The organism is Ensifer sp. Root127 (assembly GCF_001425225.1).
Taxonomy (GTDB): Bacteria; Pseudomonadota; Alphaproteobacteria; order Rhizobiales; family Rhizobiaceae; genus Ensifer; species Ensifer canadensis.
This window is the reverse complement of the sequence record NZ_LMDX01000024.1, coordinates 66,832-87,855: the sequence shown is the minus strand read 5'-3', so window position 1 is coordinate 87,855 and position 21,024 is coordinate 66,832. Positions and strand designations below refer to the sequence as shown.

The 21,024-nt window shown below is 60.7% G+C and carries 20 protein-coding genes and 1 pseudogene; 14 read left to right on the top strand and 7 right to left on the bottom strand.

The window, feature by feature from the left end:
* Positions 1-41: 41 nt before the first annotated feature.
* On the top strand, positions 42-965 hold the full coding sequence (locus tag ASD03_RS25890) for a LysR family transcriptional regulator (RefSeq protein ID WP_025431465.1): 924 nt from the start codon (positions 42-44) through the stop codon (positions 963-965).
* A gap of 154 nt (positions 966-1,119) precedes the next feature.
* Here ASD03_RS25890 and ASD03_RS25885 read toward each other — a convergent pair whose 3' ends face one another.
* Together ASD03_RS25885 and ASD03_RS25880 are read right to left on the bottom strand one after the other, a co-directional pair.
* The gene (locus ASD03_RS25885; RefSeq protein ID WP_057208405.1) at positions 1,120-1,344 is read right to left on the bottom strand and encodes a hypothetical protein; all 225 of its coding nucleotides are present in this window, start codon (positions 1,342-1,344) and stop codon (positions 1,120-1,122) included.
* A gap of 19 nt (positions 1,345-1,363) precedes the next feature.
* Positions 1,364-1,624 carry a hypothetical protein gene (locus ASD03_RS25880; protein WP_234908109.1) on the bottom strand — a complete coding sequence of 87 codons (261 nt, stop codon included), beginning with the start codon at positions 1,622-1,624 and terminating at the stop codon, positions 1,364-1,366.
* Between the two features lie 223 nt (positions 1,625-1,847).
* On the opposite strand from ASD03_RS25880, the gene ASD03_RS25875 reads away from it, so the two are divergent.
* The 3 genes and pseudogenes from ASD03_RS25875 to ASD03_RS25865 form a co-directional block, all read left to right on the top strand.
* Positions 1,848-2,150, top strand: coding sequence for a hypothetical protein (locus ASD03_RS25875; RefSeq protein ID WP_057208403.1), 303 nt, complete (start codon positions 1,848-1,850; stop codon positions 2,148-2,150).
* Positions 2,147-2,578, top strand: a complete 432-nt coding sequence (locus ASD03_RS25870) for a PIN domain-containing protein (RefSeq protein WP_057208401.1) — start codon at positions 2,147-2,149, stop codon at positions 2,576-2,578. Before ASD03_RS25875 ends, ASD03_RS25870 begins: the two co-directional genes overlap by 4 nt.
* A gap of 36 nt (positions 2,579-2,614) precedes the next feature.
* A pseudogene (locus ASD03_RS25865) lies at positions 2,615-3,106 on the top strand (DUF5131 family protein); the annotation flags it as partial.
* A 219-nt stretch (positions 3,107-3,325) separates the two neighbouring features.
* Here the strand turns inward: ASD03_RS25865 and ASD03_RS25860 are convergent.
* From ASD03_RS25860 to ASD03_RS25840, 4 genes are all read right to left on the bottom strand, one after another.
* Positions 3,326-5,005 carry a GMC oxidoreductase gene (locus tag ASD03_RS25860; protein ID WP_082523643.1) on the bottom strand — a complete coding sequence of 560 codons (1,680 nt, stop codon included), beginning with the start codon at positions 5,003-5,005 and terminating at the stop codon, positions 3,326-3,328.
* A gap of 731 nt (positions 5,006-5,736) precedes the next feature.
* On the bottom strand, positions 5,737-6,657 hold the full coding sequence (locus ASD03_RS25850) for a carbonic anhydrase (RefSeq protein ID WP_057217334.1): 921 nt from the start codon (positions 6,655-6,657) through the stop codon (positions 5,737-5,739).
* Positions 6,658-6,906: 249 nt separating this feature from the next.
* Positions 6,907-7,959 carry a D-alanyl-D-alanine carboxypeptidase family protein gene (locus ASD03_RS25845; protein ID WP_057217331.1) on the bottom strand — a complete coding sequence of 351 codons (1,053 nt, stop codon included), beginning with the start codon at positions 7,957-7,959 and terminating at the stop codon, positions 6,907-6,909.
* A 165-nt stretch (positions 7,960-8,124) separates the two neighbouring features.
* Positions 8,125-8,994: a LysR substrate-binding domain-containing protein gene (locus ASD03_RS25840; protein ID WP_057217329.1), complete on the bottom strand. Its 870-nt coding sequence runs from the start codon at positions 8,992-8,994 to the stop codon at positions 8,125-8,127.
* 131 nt (positions 8,995-9,125) lie between these two features.
* Between ASD03_RS25840 and ASD03_RS25835 the strand changes: the two genes are divergently transcribed.
* Positions 9,126-10,487, top strand: coding sequence for an aspartate aminotransferase family protein (locus tag ASD03_RS25835; RefSeq protein ID WP_057217327.1), 1,362 nt, complete (start codon positions 9,126-9,128; stop codon positions 10,485-10,487).
* 196 nt (positions 10,488-10,683) lie between these two features.
* Here the strand turns inward: ASD03_RS25835 and ASD03_RS25830 are convergent, their stop codons facing one another.
* The gene (locus ASD03_RS25830; protein WP_057217325.1) at positions 10,684-11,595 is read right to left on the bottom strand and encodes a LysR family transcriptional regulator; all 912 of its coding nucleotides are present in this window, start codon (positions 11,593-11,595) and stop codon (positions 10,684-10,686) included.
* Between the two features lie 113 nt (positions 11,596-11,708).
* Here ASD03_RS25830 and ASD03_RS25825 point away from each other — a divergent pair, with 113 nt between their 5' ends.
* The 9 genes from ASD03_RS25825 to ASD03_RS25785 all read left to right on the top strand — a co-directional run bounded on the left by ASD03_RS25825 (position 11,709) and on the right by ASD03_RS25785 (position 20,883).
* Positions 11,709-13,061 (top strand): MFS transporter, encoded by a 1,353-nt coding sequence (locus ASD03_RS25825; RefSeq protein ID WP_057217323.1) that lies wholly within the window; start codon positions 11,709-11,711, stop codon positions 13,059-13,061.
* Positions 13,062-13,105: 44 nt separating this feature from the next.
* Positions 13,106-13,504 carry a nuclear transport factor 2 family protein gene (locus tag ASD03_RS25820; protein WP_057208382.1) on the top strand — a complete coding sequence of 133 codons (399 nt, stop codon included), beginning with the start codon at positions 13,106-13,108 and terminating at the stop codon, positions 13,502-13,504.
* Between the two features lie 181 nt (positions 13,505-13,685).
* Positions 13,686-14,186, top strand: coding sequence for an NADH-quinone oxidoreductase subunit J (locus ASD03_RS25815; protein ID WP_025431456.1), 501 nt, complete (start codon positions 13,686-13,688; stop codon positions 14,184-14,186).
* Positions 14,186-14,488: an NADH-quinone oxidoreductase subunit NuoK gene (gene nuoK, locus ASD03_RS25810; protein ID WP_025431455.1), complete on the top strand. Its 303-nt coding sequence runs from the start codon at positions 14,186-14,188 to the stop codon at positions 14,486-14,488. Before ASD03_RS25815 ends, nuoK begins: the two co-directional genes overlap by 1 nt.
* 4 nt (positions 14,489-14,492) lie before the next feature.
* Complete coding sequence (locus tag ASD03_RS25805) at positions 14,493-15,956, top strand: monovalent cation/H+ antiporter subunit D family protein (protein ID WP_057217320.1); 1,464 nt, start codon at positions 14,493-14,495, stop codon at positions 15,954-15,956.
* Complete coding sequence (locus tag ASD03_RS25800) at positions 15,953-16,207, top strand: hypothetical protein (protein WP_057217318.1); 255 nt, start codon at positions 15,953-15,955, stop codon at positions 16,205-16,207. The genes ASD03_RS25805 and ASD03_RS25800 overlap by 4 nt, the downstream gene beginning before the upstream one ends.
* Complete coding sequence (locus tag ASD03_RS25795; RefSeq protein ID WP_057217316.1) at positions 16,200-17,960, top strand: Na(+)/H(+) antiporter subunit D; 1,761 nt, start codon at positions 16,200-16,202, stop codon at positions 17,958-17,960. Before ASD03_RS25800 ends, ASD03_RS25795 begins: the two co-directional genes overlap by 8 nt.
* Before the next feature lie 8 nt (positions 17,961-17,968).
* On the top strand, positions 17,969-19,444 hold the full coding sequence (locus tag ASD03_RS25790; RefSeq protein WP_057217314.1) for an NADH-quinone oxidoreductase subunit M: 1,476 nt from the start codon (positions 17,969-17,971) through the stop codon (positions 19,442-19,444).
* Entirely contained in the window at positions 19,441-20,883 is a 1,443-nt protein-coding gene (locus ASD03_RS25785; RefSeq protein WP_057217312.1) for an NADH-quinone oxidoreductase subunit N, read from the top strand. The genes ASD03_RS25790 and ASD03_RS25785 overlap by 4 nt, the downstream gene beginning before the upstream one ends.
* Positions 20,884-21,024 lie beyond the last annotated feature (141 nt).

The window sequence follows — 21,024 nt, the reverse complement described above, 5'->3', positions numbered from 1 at the left end:
ACGGTGGTATCTCCGAGGCGGGAAAGAGAAAGAACGGAACGATGCGGCTCAATCAGCGTCAGATGGAGATTTTTAACGCCATCATGATCAACAAGAGCATGACCGCGGCTGCGGCGGCCTTGGGGACATCGCAACCAACGATAAGCCGCGAGTTGCGGGATATGGAACAGCGGATCGGATTCGAGCTGTTCTTGCGCTTCGGCAAGCGCCTGACACCGACGAACCAGGCGCTGCTGCTGCATGAAGTCGTGCGCCGCGCCTTCGTCGGCATGGAAGAAATTAGTCGGGCCGCGTCCGCGATCCGAACGCACAATGCCGCGAACTGCCGGGTCGCGACCATCCCCGCCTATGCTGAGGCGATCCTGCCCCGTGTGGCGCAACGGCTCCTGAAGCATCGCCCCGCGGTTCATTTGTCCCTTCATTCCCTCGAGGAATTGTCGCTGCAGCATGAGATGACCACGACCGTGTTTGACCTGGGGGTAACTGAAGGCCGGTTCGAACATCAGGGAGTTATCTCGCAGCGCATCGAAGTTGGCGACCTGGTCTGCGTCTTGCCGATTGGTCATCCGCTTTCGTCCAAACCGGTTCTCGAGCCTGCCGATTTCGATAGTGTCCCGTTCGTCTATTTTTCGCAGGATGACCCGTATAGACGGAAACTGGACGACATCTTCTTTGCAGCGGGCATCTCGCGTAGCTACGCGGTTGAAACAACGACTGCGGCAAGCGTCTGTTCAATGGTTTCAGCCGGAGTGGGCGTATCAATCATCAATCCGCTGACCGCCGCGAACTATTTGGGCAAGGGCGTGGTCCTGCGAAGGTTCAGCGTCGGCGTCCCCTACGCGCTCGCCGTCTGGCGTCCGGCCCGAAAAACGGGTTCGGCAGTCGCGGAAAAATTCACCGCAATCCTAAAAGACGTTGCCAACGAGATGCGAGCAACCTTGCAGTCTGCGATGGACAAGGGCTAGGCAACCGCGTTCTCATCGAAACGATCTGAACCGCACGCGACAGCGCCGGAAGAGCCGCACCGATAGGGTGACGAAGCGAATGACCGCTGGACCGTATAACAGAATGGTTGCGTAAAGCTCAGGCATGGCGCTGGGATTGCAAGTCTCGGTGCGATCAGGCCCCCGCAACCATCTTTACTTGCGATGACCCCGCCCCTAAGGCGGGGTTTTTCGTTTGTGCGGAAATCGTAAGGATTCCAGCAAGATCGCCCTGAACGTCGATCTCCACCTTGCCCTCCACCGGCCTCAGCACGATCGTGTCCACCACGAAGCGCAGTATGCTCGCCGCCTCGATCCGCTTCTCCTTCTCTTTGTAGCGGGCGTAGATCGCGACCTTCAATGCACCTCTCCCTTCGGCATCAGGAGGTGCGTTTCCCCCGTCGCCTCATCATCTTCACTTCTTCCGCGAAGCACTCCCGCGCTGCCTGCCGTGCCAGAAAGTCGACCAGACCCAGAAAGCGCGGATCGGGGTTGCCACGAGGTGTAAAGGTAAGTTCCAGTTCGTCGATCAGCAAGGATTCGAGGAGCTCTTCGCGCTCTCTTCTTGACATCTTCGCTTTGTTGCCGGGTGGGTGCAAGGTCATGCCCTGCAGAATTCGCGTGAGGATCAGTATAAGCAACTGAAATTAAAGGCGTATATTCGGCGGTGGACGGCGTGCCTTCGGCGGCTACGGCAAAGCTTGGCGCACTTCCGCGTGCCGCAGCATATGGAAAATACTGGCGCCAACGCGCAGTATTGTTCTGCATTACTGCTTTATGGCGCGAGTCTCGTGGCATCGCTGACATCCCTTGTTTATGATGTTAATATCGGCTATATATCAGGATATAGAACGGAGACCCGTCATGAGCAATGCCGCACAGAAGAGAGCAATCGAGAATTATCGCGCACGGCTGACGCAGCGCGGCTTCAAGCGCTTCGAGGTCCTGGCGCTAGAATCCGACCGCGAACTGATCCGGTCGCTTGCCCGCCAACTAGCTGAAGAGGGGCCGGAAGCGGAGCAGGCGCGGGCGGCGGTCAAGGCCCTCGTCGCGAGTGAGCCGCCGAAATCCGGCGGTATCCTGTCCGCCCTCCGCCGCTCGCCTCTGGTCGGCGCTGATGTCGATCTGTCGCGCCCCCGCGAGGAAGGGCGCAGGGTCGAGCTGTGACGCGTTATCTCCTCGATACAAACATCATCAGCAATATCGTCAAGCCGCAGCCCTCGGAAGCGCTGTTGGCATGGTGGATCGAACAGAAGGATGAGAACCTGTTCGTCGCTTCGCTCACCATCGCGGAAATCCGGCGCGGCATTCTGGAGAAGCCGCGCGGCAAGAAGCGAGACGCCCTTGATGCCTGGTTCTCGGGGCCGGAAGGTCCGCAGGAGTTGTTCGCCAACCGTATCCTTACGTTCGACGACAAGGCAGCTTTGATCTGGGCGCGATTGATGGCCGAAGGCAAAGCCGCAGGTCGTCCGCGCAGCGCACTCGACATGATCATCGCTGCCGTCGCCGGTGCTAACGACTGCGTGGTGGTCACGGACAACGGAAAAGATTTCGCCGGTATCCAATTCGTCAATCCTATGAGGGATGGCAACTGATGTCTTCGTTGGGTGACAGATTCTCGGGAGAGAGGCATGGCTGAAACGCAGATCGAGTGGACGGATTCGACTTGGAATCCAGTTGCCGGGTGTTCGATTGTGACCGCTGGCTGCACGCATTGCTATGCCATGGAAATGGCTAAACGCCTCGAGGCGATGGGCGTGGAGAAATATGCGGGGCTGACCCGCAAGACTGGACGGTGAACTGTCTAAAATGGCGTGGTACGCGAGGATCGGGAGGCGCTGTCGATTCCGCATCGCTGGTGCAAACCCCGAAAGATCTTCGTAAACTCGATGAGTGACCTGTTTCATGAGCAGGTCAGCGACGCCTTCATTCTCGAAGTTTGGCAGGTGATGCGCGAGACGCCGCGCCACAACTATCAAATCCTCACGAAGCGGCCCGACCGAATGACGGAGCTGGTTTCCGGCAAGATTGGCGAAGTCCTGCCAAACGTCTGGCTCGGCACCAGCATTGAAAACGCGGATGTCGTCAATCGTGTTGAGCATCTGCATAGGGCGCCCGAGTCGGCGGGCTTTTTTGGCGTTCTGGGGCAGAACAAAGCAACGGCCGGTGTCAATTAGGAGTCAAGAGGGTGTTTGATTAGTAAGATTAGTATTGTAACGGGTGGCGGTTAATGTCCTGTCTGGGGGCGCCAAGTTGATCCTATGTGCGGACAGCTTCCCCCTGACCGGCGCCAGGGTCGCCGGCCTTCGAGCGGGGAGCTTCCCACGCAACGCCCCCGAGCGTCAGAGTGAGGACAGGATTTCCGTGACGGGTTGAGGGCCGGAAGAGAGGCTTCCGCAGCTGCTCGTCGACAAACTCGCCGCCGTCCTTTGATGGCGGGCCTCGCTGGCGAGATGTTCGGCGAGTCTGATGGCCAAGGCGACGGCGGGAAGCGTGGGGTTCGCTTGTCCGGACGTAGCGAAAACGGAGCTGCCGGCGATATGGAGGTTAGCGATGTCGATGACGCGACAGTTGTGGTTGACGATGGCGTGGTTGCGGTCCACGCCCATCTTGGTCAACCCGATCTGATGGTATCCGTCTTTGGCTTGCGCGGCGATATGCTCTTCGAGGTTTTCGGGGGCTGCGTCGAATATCAGCTTGCCTATCTTGCGCTCCTTGAGCCAGCGATCCAAGGCGACATGTGCTTGGAGCGTCCCGCGAAAATCCTGAGGCAGATATCGGAATGAGACGTCGAGCTTGAACTGGCCGTCCGCATCTTGCTCTGGCTTGAGGAAGACGCGGCTTGAACTGCTTGGAATTTGCTCCCCATGGTAGCGAAGGCCGTATTTCATGTCTGGCCTGCGCAGCAGAACATATGGTTCGGCAAAGCTGAATTTTTGGCGAAGCAGCCCCAGCGCGGAAGAGGTCGCGCCAAGGGGATTGCGCAGTACATTATGCAGAGCATTATAGTAACGGAATCGGTCGGCTTCGCCCCATGTCGCCTTGTGGACGAAGGACTTCCGACTGTTCCAGAGATGTAGCAGCGAGAGCGCCGTGTCGGCCTCACCGAAAGCGGCCCTACGGTTCGTCGGCCAAAAAGCGATATTCGGCAGCTCGTGTGCCCGTTGCAATTGGGGGGCGGGTTGAAACCGGTTACACACGAAGGTTCCGGTGGATGTGCGCTTAAAAAGATACCGTTCGGCATGCTCTTTGGTGGCGAATTCGATCTGCGCGATCTGTCCAGCGAGGTGTCCCATGTAGAAGCGCCCGAGCGGCCCATCGCTTCCGCCGAACAATTGCGGAAACGCCAGCTGGAGGTTCAGTAGGAGCCGGGTATTACCTCTGCCGCCACAGGCCAGCACATATTGGTCTGCGCACACCTTGTACGAACCACCGCGGCAGGCAATCGACATGGAATGTACGCGCGCCTCAACCGGATCGAACGCCAGAGCTTTGATCCTCGCGTCCAGGGCGACGAAGAGGTTCTTCGAAGAAGCGAGCTCGGCGCTGTTGGCCTTCGCTGTGTTGCGTATTCGTGTCCAGCTTTCCCGGGATGATGGGAAATCAGTCTCCGGTTCCGGCTCCGATCGCTCGCCGGCGACGTTGCTGCTCAAAAGAGCCCGTGCCCGCTGATAAAAAGGCGAAATCTCTTCGTGAGCAATAGGCCAACCGGAGTGTGCGACATAATCTCTTGCCTCGAAGTCTATATCATCCAGCTCAACGCATTGCCCACCCCATCGTTCGGACGTGCCGCCAAGTCCGGTGGCCGAAGTAAGTCGGTCCGCAGCGTGATAGATATCGTCTTCTATGTCGAAGCCTGTTTCGTTTCGTTGGGGTCGTTTCGATCGTTTCGGCCCCGCTTCGAGAAGCAGCGTTCGCATGCCGCGCCTGCTCAATTCAAGCGCAGCGGCAATACCGACCGGGCCAGCGCCCGCGACGCACACGTCAAACGCCTGTTGAAAGACCTCTAAACCCGCAAACATCTGCCCCCCACTTTTGAGCCAGCGCCCTTTTAGCCGCCACCGCAATCACCCTTCCGTCCCCTCGTGGCACTGCGGATCAGTCTTGGCGGGATCGCCAGCGGATTGAAGACGGAGGCGCCAACTGACACGGCACGCTAGAGTTTCACTATCCGCAGAACAACTTCGCCTAAAGTAGGATGATTTTGCTCGTCACCTCGATCAAAAGGATTAGTGGCAGCTTCCGCCAACGCATTGTCCGGCGTGAAATCCGTTGGTCTCCCGTCAGGAACTCGACCGGGATGTCCGGAAATCGACGCCGGGCTAGGGGCGCGCGGCGTCGAGCTCGTCTCGCTGCCCGACGGCGCGTGCCGGAGGACAGGCTGAGGCGCGAGGTGGCTGAAGCCGACCTCCTGCTCTTGTGCTACACGCCGATCACCGCCCGCATCATCGCCGCGGCTAGGCGCCTCAAGGTGTGGCGGCGACGTCGTAATATGAGCGAAATTCATATAGCACCCCGAAATCACAAGTCTCTGCGTGATCAAGCCCCGCAACCAAATCAAAAAAAGCCCGCCAGGCGAAAACCGGCGGGTTTTTTGTTTGCCGCGCAACCGCACGACGGCTTGAGCGCCTCGAAAGCGGCCAGCAAGCAGCCGCCCCATGCGCCGACGTGCGACATCGCATCCTCAATCCATTGTTCAGATTGAGAGAATCGTAATTCAACACGCCAGTCCAGACACCCGCGCACAGGTCTCCTAGTGCCGCACGGGCTTCGGGGTGGTAGCGAGCAGGTCCATTACCCGAGGGCACGACACTAGGAGGTCACACAGTATGACGAAGTCATCCGGGTCCCTTGGTGCCGCCGACAAATGAAACCAGTCCGGGTTCTCTCCTCTTGGTGACCACACAAGTCGCTCCTCCAGAAGATAGACGCCGTAGACGACTTCAATTTCGCCGCGGGCCGCCAAGTTCAGGCGCGAACGAATGCCATATCCGGTCAGCGCCGCGTTTAGCGCTATCGCCACCTCAATCAGTGTGGTCCGATATCCCGGCCGGCGCACGACCTCGGTCCCATACACCCTCTCCAGCCAGGTCGCGCCAAGCTGGATGACGATCAGTATGCTGTCCAGGATTTGACGCAGATCCTTCTGCGTCATGATTTGCATATATTTTGCTGGCTCCAGATAGACGTCGACGGCCGCCGAAACGGCCCCGCACCCGCTGTGGCCGAGGATGACTATCGTGCGCAGGCTATCCTTGAGATGATCAACAGCATAGCTCAGACTGGCCGTGACGTCGTCGCCCATGCCATTGCCGGCCACCCTGACGACAAACAGGTCGTTCGGGCCCTCGGAAAAGATCAGCTCGACCGGAACACGCGCATCGGCACAACCGACAATTGCCGCAAACGGTTGCTGTTTGGGTGCCGCGCTGCGCCCGGGAAGAAGGCCGACATCATGCGGGTCGACAGCGATGTTCAGCTTTGCGGGTGGTGATGAGGCGATCCGGTCAAGGAGTTCGGCGAAGGCCCGGTTTCCAGCCTCGAGTCTCGACCGGGCAGCGTTCGCATCCGGTGGTAGGGGCCTATACACAGCATCGAACGCGAACCGGTATGTCACTTCGGCCAACCAGGTCTGATCCTCCTTCGAGGCGCCTTCGAGCAGCTTCTTTGCCATCTTGCAGTCTCCCTCGACAGTGATCGAAACAGGGGCGGCAATGCAAATCCGTGACTTTCCACATTAACACTTTCACGCGTGGGCGCACCTCTAAACCAAACTGCGCGTGTCATACGGCTAAGGCCGTGCATCCAGACGGGAGCCGGCGTGCCGCCGGCGACCCATGAACGGCAGGCCGCGGCTCTGGGCAGATCGCTGGGGACTTAGGCCGAAGGTGTATCGCACCATACAGCCGGCTCGTTGTTGTGATTATGATGGGCGTGGTGTGGGTGTTGGTACATCCGTGACGTTATCGTTGGCCCATGTCGTGATCGCGTGGACCTGCCCGGTGATATGATCTCGCAAGTAGGTTTCCTGACCTGCCAGGCCCATTGGATAAAGCTTATTTCGGCTGGCCTCGTAGTCAGCACTCTGGTCGGTACAGAGGCGAATGCGCATATCCTGCGGCGTGACACCGGTCCGGTTCGGCAGATGATCCACAAGCACTGCATCTGGGGACAGCGTTCCATCGAAGGCGTGCGTCAGATATTGCGCGGATCTTTCGTTGCGTTCCCGTTCTGTCGTGGCGCCCAAGATGACCACCATCACGCGCCTTCCGTTTCGAGTGGCGAGCCCGACGATATTTCGTCCAGATGCACATAGGAAACCAGTCTTCATCCCGATGGTGCCGCTGAAACGCGTCAACAACAGATTGTTGGACTTGATCTCTTTACCGTCGATCGTGACTGCCGAAGCCAGGAAGAAGCGGCGATATTCAGGAAACATCCGGTCCACTTCCAACCCAAGGATCGCAAGATCGCGGGCAGTCGTGTAATTCTCTCTGTCAAATAGACCGTTTGGATTGGTAAAATGCGTGCCCGTAAGCCCGATGCGGGCCGCCGCTTCATTCATTCGCCGAACGAAAGACGTTTCGCCGGAAGCGACTACTTCTGCCAAGGCTACAGCGACGTCATTTGCTGAAGCCGTAATCGTGGCAAAGAGCGCGTCTTCGAGGGTCATTGTCCGGCCGAAGGTCAGGCCGGATTCGACAAACGCCTGTTTCGTTGCGTTGCGGGTCATGGTGACCGGCGTCGTCAGTGTCACCTCGCCAGACCGAAGGGCTTCAAACACGACGAACGCGGTCATGAGCTTGGTTGTCGAGGCCGGATACCAGGGTACGCCGGCATCTTCCTGATAGAGAACTTGATGGCTGTCGGCATCCACGACGAGTGCCGGCGTTGCATTCGCCGGTGTCCACAAAAAAAGGGACGCCATAAACACCAATCTTTTCAAAGGTTTTCCGGCGATTATGTTTTTCGTCATCTGCCAGTCTCCGGGGAAGGCGTCCTAATGACATGATGTGCCGCGGGGCACAAGCGTTCGCTGCGGCGCGTCGGAGGCGCGTTGCTTCGCTAGGTAACGCGACGCTGCCGAAGGCGAGGGATCTTCGCGATTGGCTATCGATGGTCATGCGGGGTGGGGAACGCACTAGCCTTGCGACAGTGCGCGCGCAGTCGCGAAGAAGGCCTGTATTGACTTGCTGCTACGGCGATCCTTCAGGCAGATCAGCTTTTCATGCATCGAAAGCGGCTGGTGTTCGAGCGCGATCTTCACCAGCCTCGGATCGTTGTCGAACTCCGCTTCGGACACAACCCCGAGACCCATGCCCGCGGCAACGATCCGCCGGACGGCTTCGCGTCCTTCGGCCTCGATTGCGTAGCGGAGGGTCACCCCTTGCGCCCCCGCGAGCTTCTCCAGCATCTGCCTGGTGCGTGAACCCTGCTCCCTCATGATCAGGGGCCATGCGCTCAACGCCTCAAGCGGAATGCTCGTCCGCGTCGCCAGGGGATGCGATTTCGCGGCGAAGAGCACGACAGGGGAGACATTGAGCGAAAAGACTTCGAACGGGCGCTCATCGGCCAATTCGCCAAGGACGCCGACGTCCACGTCGTAGGCAAGCAAATCCTCCACGATGCTGTTGGAATTGCCGCCGACGATCTTGATCTGAATGCCGGGAAACCGCGCCTGGAAGACGGTGAGCACGTCCAGGACGTGATCCACCGAATCGGCTGCGATCCTGAGCATGCCTGCCCGCAGCGATCGCTCCTCCTGCAGGACCTCGAGGGCTTCGCCTTCGGCATCGAACAGGCGGTGGGTCGCCGCCAGGAGCCGGGAACCTGCCGCTGTCAGCTCGATCTGACGGCGCTTTCGAACGAATAGGGCGACGTCGTATTCCTCCTCCAGCCAGCGCACCTGGTCGGAAATGGCAGGCTGCGTGAGGTGCAATGCTCGGGCAGCTTGCGAAAAACTGCCGGCAAGAGCCACGTGATGGAAAGCCCGAAGCTGGACATAGCGCATGACAGGCGGAAGCCCCCTAGGTGATGCATGGGCATCGAAGAATTCTTAATTTGTCTCATTAATATCGATTTTGTTCACTCTCCGATAGATGCGATAGCTTGCACGCAGCTGCACGATGATCGGAGAAAGCGATGAAAGCCACAGCATCCGCCCTGGTTCACACGGAGGGCGAAGCCAACACATCGGCAGCGCGCGGGGCCTGGAACGCCCGGATGGGCGACGAACGGACGAACTCCCTTGTGGCGCGCGACGCCGCCGCCTTCCTGCAGCAGAGCCTGTCAAGCCCCTGCCTGACCGCCATCGCCAAGGCGGAGGGCATCTGGATCGAGGACACCTCTGGCCGGCGCTACATGGACTTCCATGGGAACAGCGTTCACCACATCGGCTATGGCCATCCCCGGCTGAAACAGGCAATCAAGGCCCAGATCGATGATTTGTGTTTTGCACCGCGTCGTTTCACCTGCGAACCTGCCGTCGAGCTTGCCGAGATGCTCGGCCGTCTTGCGCCCGGCGATCTCGGCAAGGTCTTGTTCACGACGGGTGGCTCCGATGCGATCGAAGTCGCGCTGAAGCTGGCGCGCGCCGCGACCGGCCGGTTCAAGACGCTTTCCTTCTGGGATGCCTTCCACGGCGCCGGCTTCGGCGCGTCGAGCGTCGGCGGCGAGGCGACCTTCCGCTCGGGCATAGCCGGCCCGCTCCTGCCGGGCGCCGAACACGTCGCGCCCTGGGCGAACCGCCACTGCGGCTATGGCCAGGACAATCTCGAAAGTTCCGCGCGCGCCTGCGCCAACATGATCTCCTACGTCCTCGCCCGCGAGGGCGATTTTGCAGCGCTGGTCGCCGAACCGATGCGGGCGACGCCCAATCCACCGGCGCCGGGTTTCTGGAAACAGGTGCGTGAGGCCTGCGACCGGCACGGAACCTTGCTGATCTTCGACGAAATTCCGACCGGCCTAGGCAAGACCGGCCGCTTCTTTGCCTGCGAGCACGACGAGGTCGTTCCCGACATCCTCGTGCTCGGAAAATCGCTCGGTGGCGGCATTTTGCCGATCGCGGGCGTGGTCGCCAGGCGCGATCTCGACGTGGCGGGCGACTATGCCATCGGCCACTACACGCACGAAAAGAACCCGGTGACGACGCGCGCGGCGCTGACCACCGTTTCCATCATCATCGAGGAGGGGCTTGCGGAGCGCGCCGCCGAACTCGGCGGCTATGCGATGGACCGGCTCAGCACTTTCGGCGAACGCTGCGCGGCGGTCGGGGATGTGCGCGGCCGCGGCCTGCTTTTCGGCGTCGAGATCGTATCCGACCGGACGGATTTCACGCCGGACAATGCGCTGGCGGAGCGGGCCTATTATCGCTGCATGGAAGCGGGGCTGAGCCTGAAGATCAGCCAGGGCAACGCCATGACGCTTTCGCCGCCCATGGTGGTCTCCCGCCAGGAACTCGACCGGGCGCTGACGATCGTCGAGCAATCGATCCTCGCGGGTTGAAGCGCCGGACATCGGATAAGGCAGGAGGAATTGCTACGACCCACATGTCGACGCATCGGCGATGACCGGACACGGTATCGAGAATGTCGATGATCTTCACGAGGTGGTAGTTTGAATCTGTCACGCTCCGCCATGTAGGAATGTAGGGTTTGGTCGAGAACTTCCGAGCAGAAGTCCGGCGTACCGTGCCAGGAAATCAACGACGGACATGATCCTTGAGGAAAAGGAGCCAGGCCCGGATTTTCTGCGGGACCATCTGCATGGGCAGGTGCATCGCGTAAATCTGGTGATCGGGGAAGCGATAGGACGGCAGGGCGTCGGCCAACGTGCCCTTGGCAAGTTCTGGCGCGACGAACCAGTCAGGCAGAAGCGCAACGCCTGCGCCGGCAACCGCCAGCGCCTTCACAACCGATGCGTTGTTGGCAAGTAGCCGGGACGGACGAGGCACCTCGAACGCGCATTCGCACCCGTCTTCGTCGAACATTGTCCAGCTTTTCACATGGTCGACGGTGGCATTGCTGATGTGCGGCAGCGCGCTCAGCATCTTGGGCGCACCAACGACAGTTCGATCAACGCGGGCGAGGATGTCCGGCGACGCGACTGGCCTGAGCTGATACGTCCCCAGGTGCACACCAGCATATGGCGACGTCTGGAATTGCTCGTTGCGCCCCAGCCGGATTGCGACGTCAAAGCGGTCGCGCAGGAGGTCGACATTCGTCGGATAGGCTTCGAACTGGACGTCGAGGTCTGGATGCAGCGCAGTGAATTTCTGAAGCGCCGGAGCGATCACCGCGACGCCATATTCAACCGTCGATGTCAGGCGCAAGCTGCCGCTTAGCACCGTTTGCTCCGTGCGCGCTTCGGCAATCGCCTCATCGGCTTCCGTGAGAATGCGAAGGCAGCGCGCATAGAACCGTTCGCCGGCATCGGTCAGAGCAAGGCTGCGCGTGGTGCGATGAAGGAGCGTGACGCCCAATTCGCTTTCGAGCTGCTTGATGTTGAAACTGACGGCGGCCCTGGCCTGATTGAGTTGCTTGGCGGCCGCAGTGAACGATCCTGCTTCCACGACGGCTCGCAAAGCAGTCAGGCGATCAAGACTCACCGCCATAACGCACTCCAATTGGTAAATAGAGTCGACAAGTGTTGTCGAATTGTATCGCCTTATTCGACGATATGAAAGGGAATACCCTGCGGGCGTCATTCCTATCAAAGGTTTTCCCGGTGTCCGCCCGCTCCCGAATTGCCACCCTCTATCTTCTCGGCTTCGCCGTCGATCTCGCGAATATGTTCATCTTCAATGCCGCCCTGCCGGCGTTGCAGCGGGAGCTGAGCGCATCCGTCGTGCATCTCGCCTGGGTCGGCACGATCTACATGCTCGGCCTGACTGTCGCCATTCCGCTGGGGAGCTGGCTTGCGCGCCGGATCGGCGAACGCCGCGTGTTCATTGCCTCTCTGCTCATTGTGGCGGTGGGAAGCTTCGGCGGGGGTATGGCCACTGGGATTGCGACGCTTCTCGCCTGGCGGCTCGTTCAGGGTCTCGGCGGAGGACTGCTCGTGCCGGTCGGCCAGAGCATGGCCTATCGCGCCTATCCGCCGGAAGACCGCGCCCATCTGACGGCCGTGGTCATGACGGTTGCGCTGCTGGTGCCGGCACTTTCACCCGCCATCGGCGGGATCGCTGCCGATCATGTGTCCTGGCGCTGGGTGTTTATCGGTGTTGCGCCACTGGCAGCGGCGATAGCAGTATTGGCCCTTGCCTGGGCGCCGGTCGATCGGTTGGCGGAAGCGAAGCCGGCGCTCGACATTGCCGGCTTCCTGCTGAGCGCCATCACCCTGTTTTGCCTTCCCCTTGGCCTGACGCTCACTAGTCAGGCGGGACGTGGCGTTCATGCCGCGATTGTCCTTGCCTTGGCGATTGTCGCGGGCGCCGCCTATGTCCGCCATGCGCTGCGTTCGCGCGAACCGCTGCTTGATCTGCGTCTGCTCTCCGATCCGATGCTCAGGACTGGCAGCATCATCTACCTGTGTGTGCCGGGCGTTTTCACGGGCGTAAACCTGATCGCCTCCCTGTACTTGCAGGACCGCCTTGGTCTGACGGCCACACAAACGGGAATGCTTATGCTCCCATGGGCAGCCGCATCCTGCGTCGCCATCATGTCCACGCGGCGGATGTTTGCGTCCCGAGGCCCGCGCTCGCTCTTTCTCGTCGGCATGACCGTCACCAGCGCCGGCGTGCTGCTGTTGGCCACACCATTCGCCGGAATGTTCACCGTCAGGATCACGTCCTTTGTTTTGATGGGTTTCGGAGCGAGCCTTTGCACGAGCACGGCCCAGACGGCAGCCTTTACGTCGGTTCCAACGGAACGGATGGCAGAGGCAAGCGCGCTGTGGAACATCAACCGTCAGCTCAGTTTCTCGCTCGGTGCGAGTGTGCTGGGAGGCTTGCTGGGGCTCTTCCTCGCGACCAGCGGCGGTGCGGCCGATGCCCTGGCTTACCGCTACTGTTTTGTGATCGCTGCCGTTCTGATCGTGTTTCCGCTGCCCTTCGTTCTGCGCCTGCGGCGAGCCGATTAGCGCGCGTAGCTCATTCTTTCACACTGTCCGACAAGGAGCCGAACGTGACAGATACTAAAAGATTCTTCCGTGAGATTGTCGATGTCCACGTCGCGATCGAACGCTGGTTCATCGGGGCGGCTCGGCCTGCCGATCTGGTGCAACTGCTCGAACGCTTCTCGCCTGAGTTTCGCATGATCTCCATGCAAGGGACCGCGCTTGGCAAAGAGGGCGTGGGCGAATTGTTCGGACGTCTGCACGGGAAACGCCCGGAGCTGCGGATCACGGTCGACGAGATGCAGATCTGCCATGAATGGTCGGGCGGAGCCTGCGTCACCTATCGCGAGACGCACGCGGATGCGGGCGGGGTTCAAACCGCAAGACGCTCGACCGTCGTTTTGGAAGCTTCAGCGGATGGCTCGCTCCGATGGCGGCATCTGCATGAAACGCCGGTTGCGGCTTAGGCACGTCTACGATGCCCCTTGTAAAGTTTCCCTCCGAAGGTCGCCCCTCTAGCCGACCGCCGACAATAATCTTGTGAAAAATCCGATACTAGGGCACAATTTGTGAACGCATCTGAAGTGCGGCGCTACTCCAATCCGGCCGTCTCGCCGAGTGACAGTTCGCGCCCGAGGGGCGGCGTCGATGGATCAGGGGTTCTTTCTTCTGTTCGCTACGGTGGCCGTGGTCGCGGCCCTGATGGTCGTCGTGGCGCGGAATCCGGTTCACAGCGCATTGGCGTTGATGGCTTGTTTTCTGCAGATCTCCGCAATCTTCATCATGCTCGAGGCGCCGTTGCTCGCCGTCATCCAGATCTTCGTCTATGTCGGCGCGATCATGGTGCTGTTCCTGTTCGTGATCATGATGATCGACGTGCGCGAAGCCGTCTTGCAGCGGTTCTTGCCCGGCGGTAGCCTTCCAACTCTCGTGCTGCTCGTCCTGCTTGGGATCGAGATGCTCGTGCTGGTGCTCCGGAGCGACCGCTTTTCCGTCGTCGAACCGGTCGCGACGCGCGACGGCGACGCGATCAGACAGCTTAGCACGACGCTTTTCTCCGACTATCTCCTGCCGTTTGAAGCCGCCTCCGTGATCCTGCTGGCGGCCCTGGTGGGCGCCATCGTGCTGGCGCGGAAGGAGTCGGGGTGATGGTTCCGCTCTGGTGGTATATTTTGCTCGGAGTGGCCCTGTTTGTGATTGGAGCGGCGGGCGTCTTGCTCAGACGCAATATTCTGGTTGTGCTGATGTCGCTGGAGCTGCTGCTCAACTCGGTCAACATCAACTTCATCGCTTTCGGCCGTCAGTACGGCGATTTCCGCGGGCAGATCTTCGCGATCTTCGTCATCGCAATCACTGCGGCGGAGGTTGCCGTCGCCCTCGGCATCTTGGTCGCCCTTGTGAGGAACAAATCCACCCTCAAGGTCGACGATGTGACCATGATGAAAGGATAGCGGCTTGGACCCGGAGACAACGATCCGGCCGCTGCTTGCCGTCGCCGTCCCGGCTCTGGCGGCCCTGGCCGTTGTCCTTCTCAACAACCGCGAGAAACTCCGCGACATCGTCTCGCCGTTGGCCGCGATCGCCCTGTTCGCGATTGTCGCATCGATGGCGCCCACAGTACTGGCGGGCGGGACCGTCGATTTGCGCCTTTTCGAGATACTACCGGGGATCGACTTCGCTTTCCGCGTCGATGCGCTCGGCATGGTCTTTGCCACAGTATCGTCACTTCTATGGATCGTGGCCGCGATCTATTCCATCGGCTACATGCGGCACCTGAAAGAGCATGCGCAGACCCGGTTCTTCGCCTGTTTCGCCACCAGCCTGGCAGCGGCCGTCGGGGGCGCCTTCGCGGCCAATCTGTTTACGCTGGTGATCTTCTACGAGGTACTCAGCCTCGTTACCTATCCGCTCGTCTACCACCACGAGGACGAAGAGGGATGGAAGGGCAGCCGCAAGTATCTCGTCTATCTGATGGGCGCGTCGAAAAGCGTGCTGCTTGCCGCGCTGGCGCTGACCTATCACATTGCGGGGTCGCTGGACTTTGTGGCGGGGGGACTGCTGGCGAGGGCCGATGCCTCGGCGGCGCTGCTGACAGTCGTCTATTTCTGCTATCTTTTCGGCTTTGCCAAGGCCGCCGTGATGCCGGTGCACGCATGGCTGCCTGCCGCGATGGTCGCGCCGACACCAGTCAGCGCGCTCTTGCATGCGGTGGCGGTGGTCAAGATGGGCGTATTCTGCGTGCTGCGCGTGGTGTTCCACGTCTTTGGCGTCGGGCTGGTCGGCGAACTGGGCCTCGGCACAGCCACGGCCTATCTGGTCTCGTTCACCATCCTGATGGCGTCGGTCTACGCCCTGACCCGGGACGATCTGAAGGCCAGGCTCGCCTATTCGACGGTGAGCCAACTGTCCTATATCGTGCTGGGCGTGGTTCTGTTGTCGCCGGTCGCAATGGTCGGCGGGATTATCCACATTGCCGCGCATGCCTTCTCGAAAATCACACTCTTTTTCTGCGCCGGGTCGATCTATTGCGCGTCTGGCAAACGGAACATCAGCGATATGGCCGGTATCGGCCGTAGGCTGCCCTGGACGATGGGGGCATTCTTTGTCGGCTCGCTCAGCATGATCGGGGTGCCGCCGACCGCGGGCTTCGTCAGCAAGTGGTATCTGGCGCTGGGCTCTGTGGAGGCGGGGGAGATTGCATTCCTGATCGTGCTGTTAGTGAGTTCTGTCCTGAACGCCGCCTACTTCCTGCCGGTCAGTTATGTCGCCTTTTTCGGGACCGAGGTGCAGGAGAGCCCGGCGACGGTCCGTGAAATTCCGATGATGACGATCCCGCTGGTCGCAACCGCCATCCTTTCGGTGCTGATGGGCATCTTTCCCGGCTATTTTCTCGCTCTGGCGGACGGAGTGGTCAAATGATCAAGCGCGTCGTCAACTTCTTTGGTGACGAAGAATATGCGAGGCAGCGCCGCCGATTGTTCTATCTGGTGCTTGCCCTGATCGTCGTCGCCGACTTTCTGGTTTCTCGCGAACACGCCGAATACCTGTGGGACCGCCTGCCTGGTTGGTCTGCCGTTTACGGCTTCGGCTCCTGCATGGTTTTGATTTTCGTTTCCAAGTTCCTCGGCCACCAGTGTGGGCTCATGCGGCGCGAGGATTACTATGATTGATTTTATCCATCCGAGCCTGATCTTCATTCTCGGCGCGCTGCCGATCCCGTTGCTCAATGGGTCGATCCGCAAGGCCTATCTCCTGCTGGTTCCGGCGCTGGCGATCCTCGCCGTGCTTGCGATGCAGCCGGGCAGCTATGGCGAGATGCAATTCATCGGGCAGGAAGTCCTGATCGCGAAGGTCGACAAGCTGAGCATCGTCTTCGCCACCGTTTTCACCATCATGGCGCTGATCGGAACCGTCTATGGACTGCATCTGTCTCACGCCGGCCAGCATGTCGCCGCGTTCGTCTACGTCGGCAGCGCGCTCGGTGTGGTGTTCGCCGGCGACTACCTGACCCTGTACCTGTTCTGGGAGGCCATGGCATTCGCCTCTGCCTATCTGGTCTTCGCCCAGGGCAGCCGGCAGGCGATCGCCGCCGGTTTTCGCTATCTCATGGTCCACATCACCGGCGGGGTTGCCCTGCTCGGCGGCGTCATTCTCCACGGGCTGGCCACCGGCTCGCTGCTTTTCGGTCCGATCGAGGGTGGGATGGGCGTCGGCGCCTACCTGATACTTGCCGGGTTCCTGCTCAACGCGGCGGTGCCGCCGCTCAACGCCTGGCTGACCGACGCCTATCCGGAGGCGACCGTCACCGGGGCGGTGTTCATGAGCGCTTTCACCACCAAGACCGCCGTCTACGTGCTGGCGCGGGCGTTTCCGGGCACCGAGCTTCTGGTCTGGCTCGGCACCGCGATGGCGCTCTACGGCGTCATCTACGCAGTGCTGGAGAACGACTGCCGGCGACTGTTGGCCTATCACATCGTCAGTCAGGTGGGCTACATGGTGGCGGGCATCGGCATCGGGACCGAGATGGCCGTGAACGGGGCAGCCGGCCATGCCTTCGCGCATATCCTCTACAAGGCGCTTTTGTTCATGGGGGCGGGGGCGGTCATCTACGTCACCGGCCGTCGCAAGCTCACCGAGCTTGGTGGGCTCTACAAAACCATGCCGATGACCGTGGCGCTCTATATGGTCGGTGCCTTGGCGATTTCGGCATTTCCATTCTTCTCCGGCTTCGTCACCAAGTCGATGGTGGTGGCCGCCGCCGGGCAGGACCATCGGGCGCTGGTGGTGCTGGCGCTGACGATGGCGTCGTCGGGGACGTTCCTGCACACCGGACTAAAACTCCCGTACTATATGTTCTTCGGCACGGATCAGAAGCTGGAGGCGCGCGAACCGCCGGGCAACATGCTGGTCGCGATGGGCATGGCGGCGGTGCTGTGCATCGCGATCGGGGTGTTCCCCCAGGCGCTGTATGCGCTGCTGCCCTATCCGGTCGACTTCGAACCCTACACCGGCGTCCATGTCACCGAGAGCCTCGGCGTGCTGATGTTTACAGCGTTGGGGTTCGTGTTGTTCCTCAAGGCGCTCGATCCCGAGAATACGATCAGCCTCGACACTGACTGGTTCTACCGCAAGGGCGCGCGGGTCTTCATGTGGATCGCTGAGAAACCGCTGGCGCGCTACGAGAAGGCGGTGAGCGACGTGTCCGAGACCGCGGCGCTGCCATTCCTGCATGGGGCAGCCCGGGCGGGACTGCGGATCGATCTCACCGGCGTGGACGCCATCGTGAACGGCGTTGCCCGCTCGATCCTGCGCTGCGGCGCGGCGCTGCGTCGGCTCCAGACCGGCGTCGTGACCCACTACGTGCTGGCGATGATTGTCGGTGTGATCGCAGCCGTTGCCGTCTTCGCCGTGGCGTGGCGGTAGGAGGCGCGATGGGATTCCCGCTACTTAGTCTCATCGTATTCACGCCCGTCGCCGGTGCAGCGGTTCTGATGTTTTTGCGCCGTGACGATGCAGTGCGATGGACAGCACTCGGTGTCACCATCCTCGACCTTGCTCTCTGCTTGGCCATGCTGGCCAGCTTTGACACCACTACCCATGAGATGCAGTTCATCGAGAGGCACCCGTGGGTGCCCGCGCTTGGGATCACATATGCGCTCGGCATCGACGGAATAAGCGCGCTCTTCGTGTTCCTGACTGCGCTGTTGGGCTGGATCTGCGTGCTCGCCTCATGGGCCGCAATCGACCGGAAGGTGAAGGAGTTCATGGTCAGCCTGCTGGTCATGCAGGCGTTGATGCTGGGCGTGTTCTGCGCGCTCGACCTGTTCTTGTTCTACGTCTTCTGGGAGGCGATGCTGATCCCGATGTACCTGATCATCGGCGTCTGGGGCGGCGAAGGCCGGGTCTACGCAGCGTTCAAGTTCTTCCTCTACACGCTGGCGGGAAGCCTCCTATTCCTGATCGGTGTCATCGTGCTCTATTTCCACGGCGGCCAGACCTTCGACATCCTCGCCCTGACGGCGCAGGATTTGCCGTTCCAGGTCCAGTCCTGGCTGTTTTTCGCCTTCCTGATCGCCTTCGCGGTCAAGGTCCCCATGGTTCCGGTCCATACCTGGCTGCCGGATGCCCATGTGCAGGCGCCGACGGCGGGCAGCATCATCCTGGCGGGCGTGCTCCTGAAAATGGGTGCGTACGGATTCCTGCGGTTCTCGCTGCCGATGCTGCCTGAAGCGTCAGTGCACTATTCGACGCTGATGATGGCACTTTCGGCGCTTGCGATCGTCTATGGCGGGTTGCTTGCGCTGGCGCAGGACGACCTGAAGAAGCTGGTGGCCTATTCGAGCATCAGCCACATGGGCTTCGTGACGTTAGGGATTTTTGCGCTGAACCTGCGCGGGCTTGAGGGCGGCATCCTGCAAATGTTCAATCATGGCGTAACGACGGGAGCGTTGTTCCTGTTCGTCGGCCTGATCTACGAGCGGACACACACGCGCAGCATGGCGGAGTATGGCGGGTTGATGAAGGCGGCGCCGGTCTATACCGCGTTTCTTGCGTTGTTCGTCCTGTCGGCGATGGCGCTGCCGGGAACGAATTCGTTCGTGGGGGAGTTGCTCGTGCTGTCCGGCGGGTTTGCGGCCGACTTGGCCGTCGGCGCGACCGCTGTTTTGGGCGCATTGCTGGGCGCGGCCTATCTGCTTGGCATGTACAGGAAAGTCGCGCTTGGCCCGGCCAGCGTCGGCGCCCGGTTCAGCATACGCGATTTGAATGCCCGCGAGATGGTCGCAATCCTGCCCTTGGCCGCCTTCGTGCTTTGGGTCGGGCTCTATCCGAAACCCTTTCTCAACATTATCGATGCCTCCGCGAAGCATCTGCTGATGCAGGTGCACAGTAAGGGGAGCGGCCAATGACCGCCGCCGCGCTCTTCCAGTCGGTGCTGGCGAGCCTGCCCGAGATCGTGGTGATCACGGGGGCCTGCATCCTGTTGATCCTGGGACAGTTTCTGCGGAAGGGGCGGGCCCCTGTCCTTGTCTGGGCTTCCGTCGCGGTCGTGCTGATTGCCGCCTCTGTGACACTCATGCGCGCCGGCGACGCGCAGCCGGCCTATGCCGGCATGTTCATCGCTGACCGCTTCGCGGTCTTCTTCAAATTCGTGTTCTACCTAGCCACCGTTCTGACATTCCTGCTTTCGCGGCGATATGCCGAGACCGAAGGGATCGGCAGCAGCGAATACTATGTCCTGCTGCTTCTTGCGCTTTCAGGAATGATGATCATGGCCTCGGCGACCGACCTCCTGTCGGTCTATGTCGGCGTCGAACTGATGGCGATCTGCACCTATGTGCTGACCGGCTTCCTGCGGCGAGAGCAGCGGTCGAACGAAGCGGCGCTGAAATACGTGATCCTTGGCTCGGTCTCCACCGGGATTTTCCTGTACGGCGTTTCACTGGTCTATGGGCTCACCGGCACCACACAATTGGACGCGATGGCTGCGGCGGTGACCGGCGATCCGCTCGATCCCGGATTGCTGCTGGCTGTTGTCTTCATCGTCGCGGGGCTGGTCTTCAAGGTCGGCGCGGTGCCTTTTCACATGTGGATCCCGGACGTCTATGAAGGCGCGCCGACGACGATCACGGCCTTCATGTCAGTGGGTCCCAAGGCGGCGGGGTTCGCGGTGATCCTGCGGGTGTTCCTCAATCCGCTGGTCGCGACCTCGGACGTTTGGATTATCCTCGCGGTCCTTGCTGTGCTGACGATGGCGCTCGGCAGTTTCGTGGCGCTGGTGCAGGATAATTTCAAGCGACTGCTGGCCTATTCGAGCATCGCCCATGCCGGGTTCGCCATTTTCGGCGTGGTGGCTGGCGGCGCCGACGGGATCGCCAGCGTGATGCTCTATCTGTTGATCTACTCTTTCATGAATCTCGGCATTTTCGCCACCCTCATCATGATGCGGAACGGCGATTTCTCGGGCGAGATCATCGAAGACTACGCGGGTTTCGCCAAGTCACGCCCCGGATTGGCGCTTCTGATGCTGCTCTATCTGTTCTCGCTGGCCGGCATTCCGCCGACGGCCGGTTTCTTCGCCAAGTTCTACGTCCTGGTCGCGCTGGTCGAGCGCGGTTTCGTCATGCTGGCGGTGATCGCAGTGCTGCTGAGCGCCATCGCTGCCTACTTTTACATCCGCATCGTCATGGTGATCTACATGCGGGAGCCGGAACGGGCGTTCGAGCCGGCACTGACGCCCTTGGTCCGCGTCACGCTCGCCTTCACCGCCGTCGGCACCATCGGCATCGGCCTATTCCCGGCGTGGTTTCTGAGGCTTGCCCAGCATTCGGTTTTGGGGGCTAATTGATTGGATTTGCAATGATCCGCCCGGGGGAATAAACTGGAAGTTCAAGAAAGGATAGCCCAAGTCCCTTCCCTGGGCGACGCATTACCGGTCCGAATTGGGTCGGTCGCGGCCTGAGGAAAGCCCTCGGCGGGTGAACGGGGC

What these genes read in the sequence shown, in the direction of transcription:
- ASD03_RS25890 (WP_025431465.1), top strand. Translation starts at nt 42, where the DNA reads ATGCGGCTCAATCAGCGTCAGATGGAGATTTTTAACGCCATCATGATC.
- ASD03_RS25875 (WP_057208403.1), top strand. Translation starts at nt 1,848, where the DNA reads ATGAGCAATGCCGCACAGAAGAGAGCAATCGAGAATTATCGCGCACGG.
- ASD03_RS25860 (WP_082523643.1), bottom strand. Translation starts at nt 5,005, where the DNA reads ATGTTTGCGGGTTTAGAGGTCTTTCAACAGGCGTTTGACGTGTGCGTC.
- ASD03_RS25850 (WP_057217334.1), bottom strand. Translation starts at nt 6,657, where the DNA reads ATGGCAAAGAAGCTGCTCGAAGGCGCCTCGAAGGAGGATCAGACCTGG.
- ASD03_RS25845 (WP_057217331.1), bottom strand. Translation starts at nt 7,959, where the DNA reads ATGACGAAAAACATAATCGCCGGAAAACCTTTGAAAAGATTGGTGTTT.
- ASD03_RS25840 (WP_057217329.1), bottom strand. Translation starts at nt 8,994, where the DNA reads ATGCGCTATGTCCAGCTTCGGGCTTTCCATCACGTGGCTCTTGCCGGC.
- ASD03_RS25835 (WP_057217327.1), top strand. Translation starts at nt 9,126, where the DNA reads ATGAAAGCCACAGCATCCGCCCTGGTTCACACGGAGGGCGAAGCCAAC.
- ASD03_RS25830 (WP_057217325.1), bottom strand. Translation starts at nt 11,595, where the DNA reads ATGGCGGTGAGTCTTGATCGCCTGACTGCTTTGCGAGCCGTCGTGGAA.
- ASD03_RS25815 (WP_025431456.1), top strand. Translation starts at nt 13,686, where the DNA reads ATGGATCAGGGGTTCTTTCTTCTGTTCGCTACGGTGGCCGTGGTCGCG.
- nuoK (WP_025431455.1), top strand. Translation starts at nt 14,186, where the DNA reads ATGGTTCCGCTCTGGTGGTATATTTTGCTCGGAGTGGCCCTGTTTGTG.
- ASD03_RS25800 (WP_057217318.1), top strand. Translation starts at nt 15,953, where the DNA reads ATGATCAAGCGCGTCGTCAACTTCTTTGGTGACGAAGAATATGCGAGG.
- ASD03_RS25795 (WP_057217316.1), top strand. Translation starts at nt 16,200, where the DNA reads ATGATTGATTTTATCCATCCGAGCCTGATCTTCATTCTCGGCGCGCTG.
- ASD03_RS25790 (WP_057217314.1), top strand. Translation starts at nt 17,969, where the DNA reads ATGGGATTCCCGCTACTTAGTCTCATCGTATTCACGCCCGTCGCCGGT.
- ASD03_RS25785 (WP_057217312.1), top strand. Translation starts at nt 19,441, where the DNA reads ATGACCGCCGCCGCGCTCTTCCAGTCGGTGCTGGCGAGCCTGCCCGAG.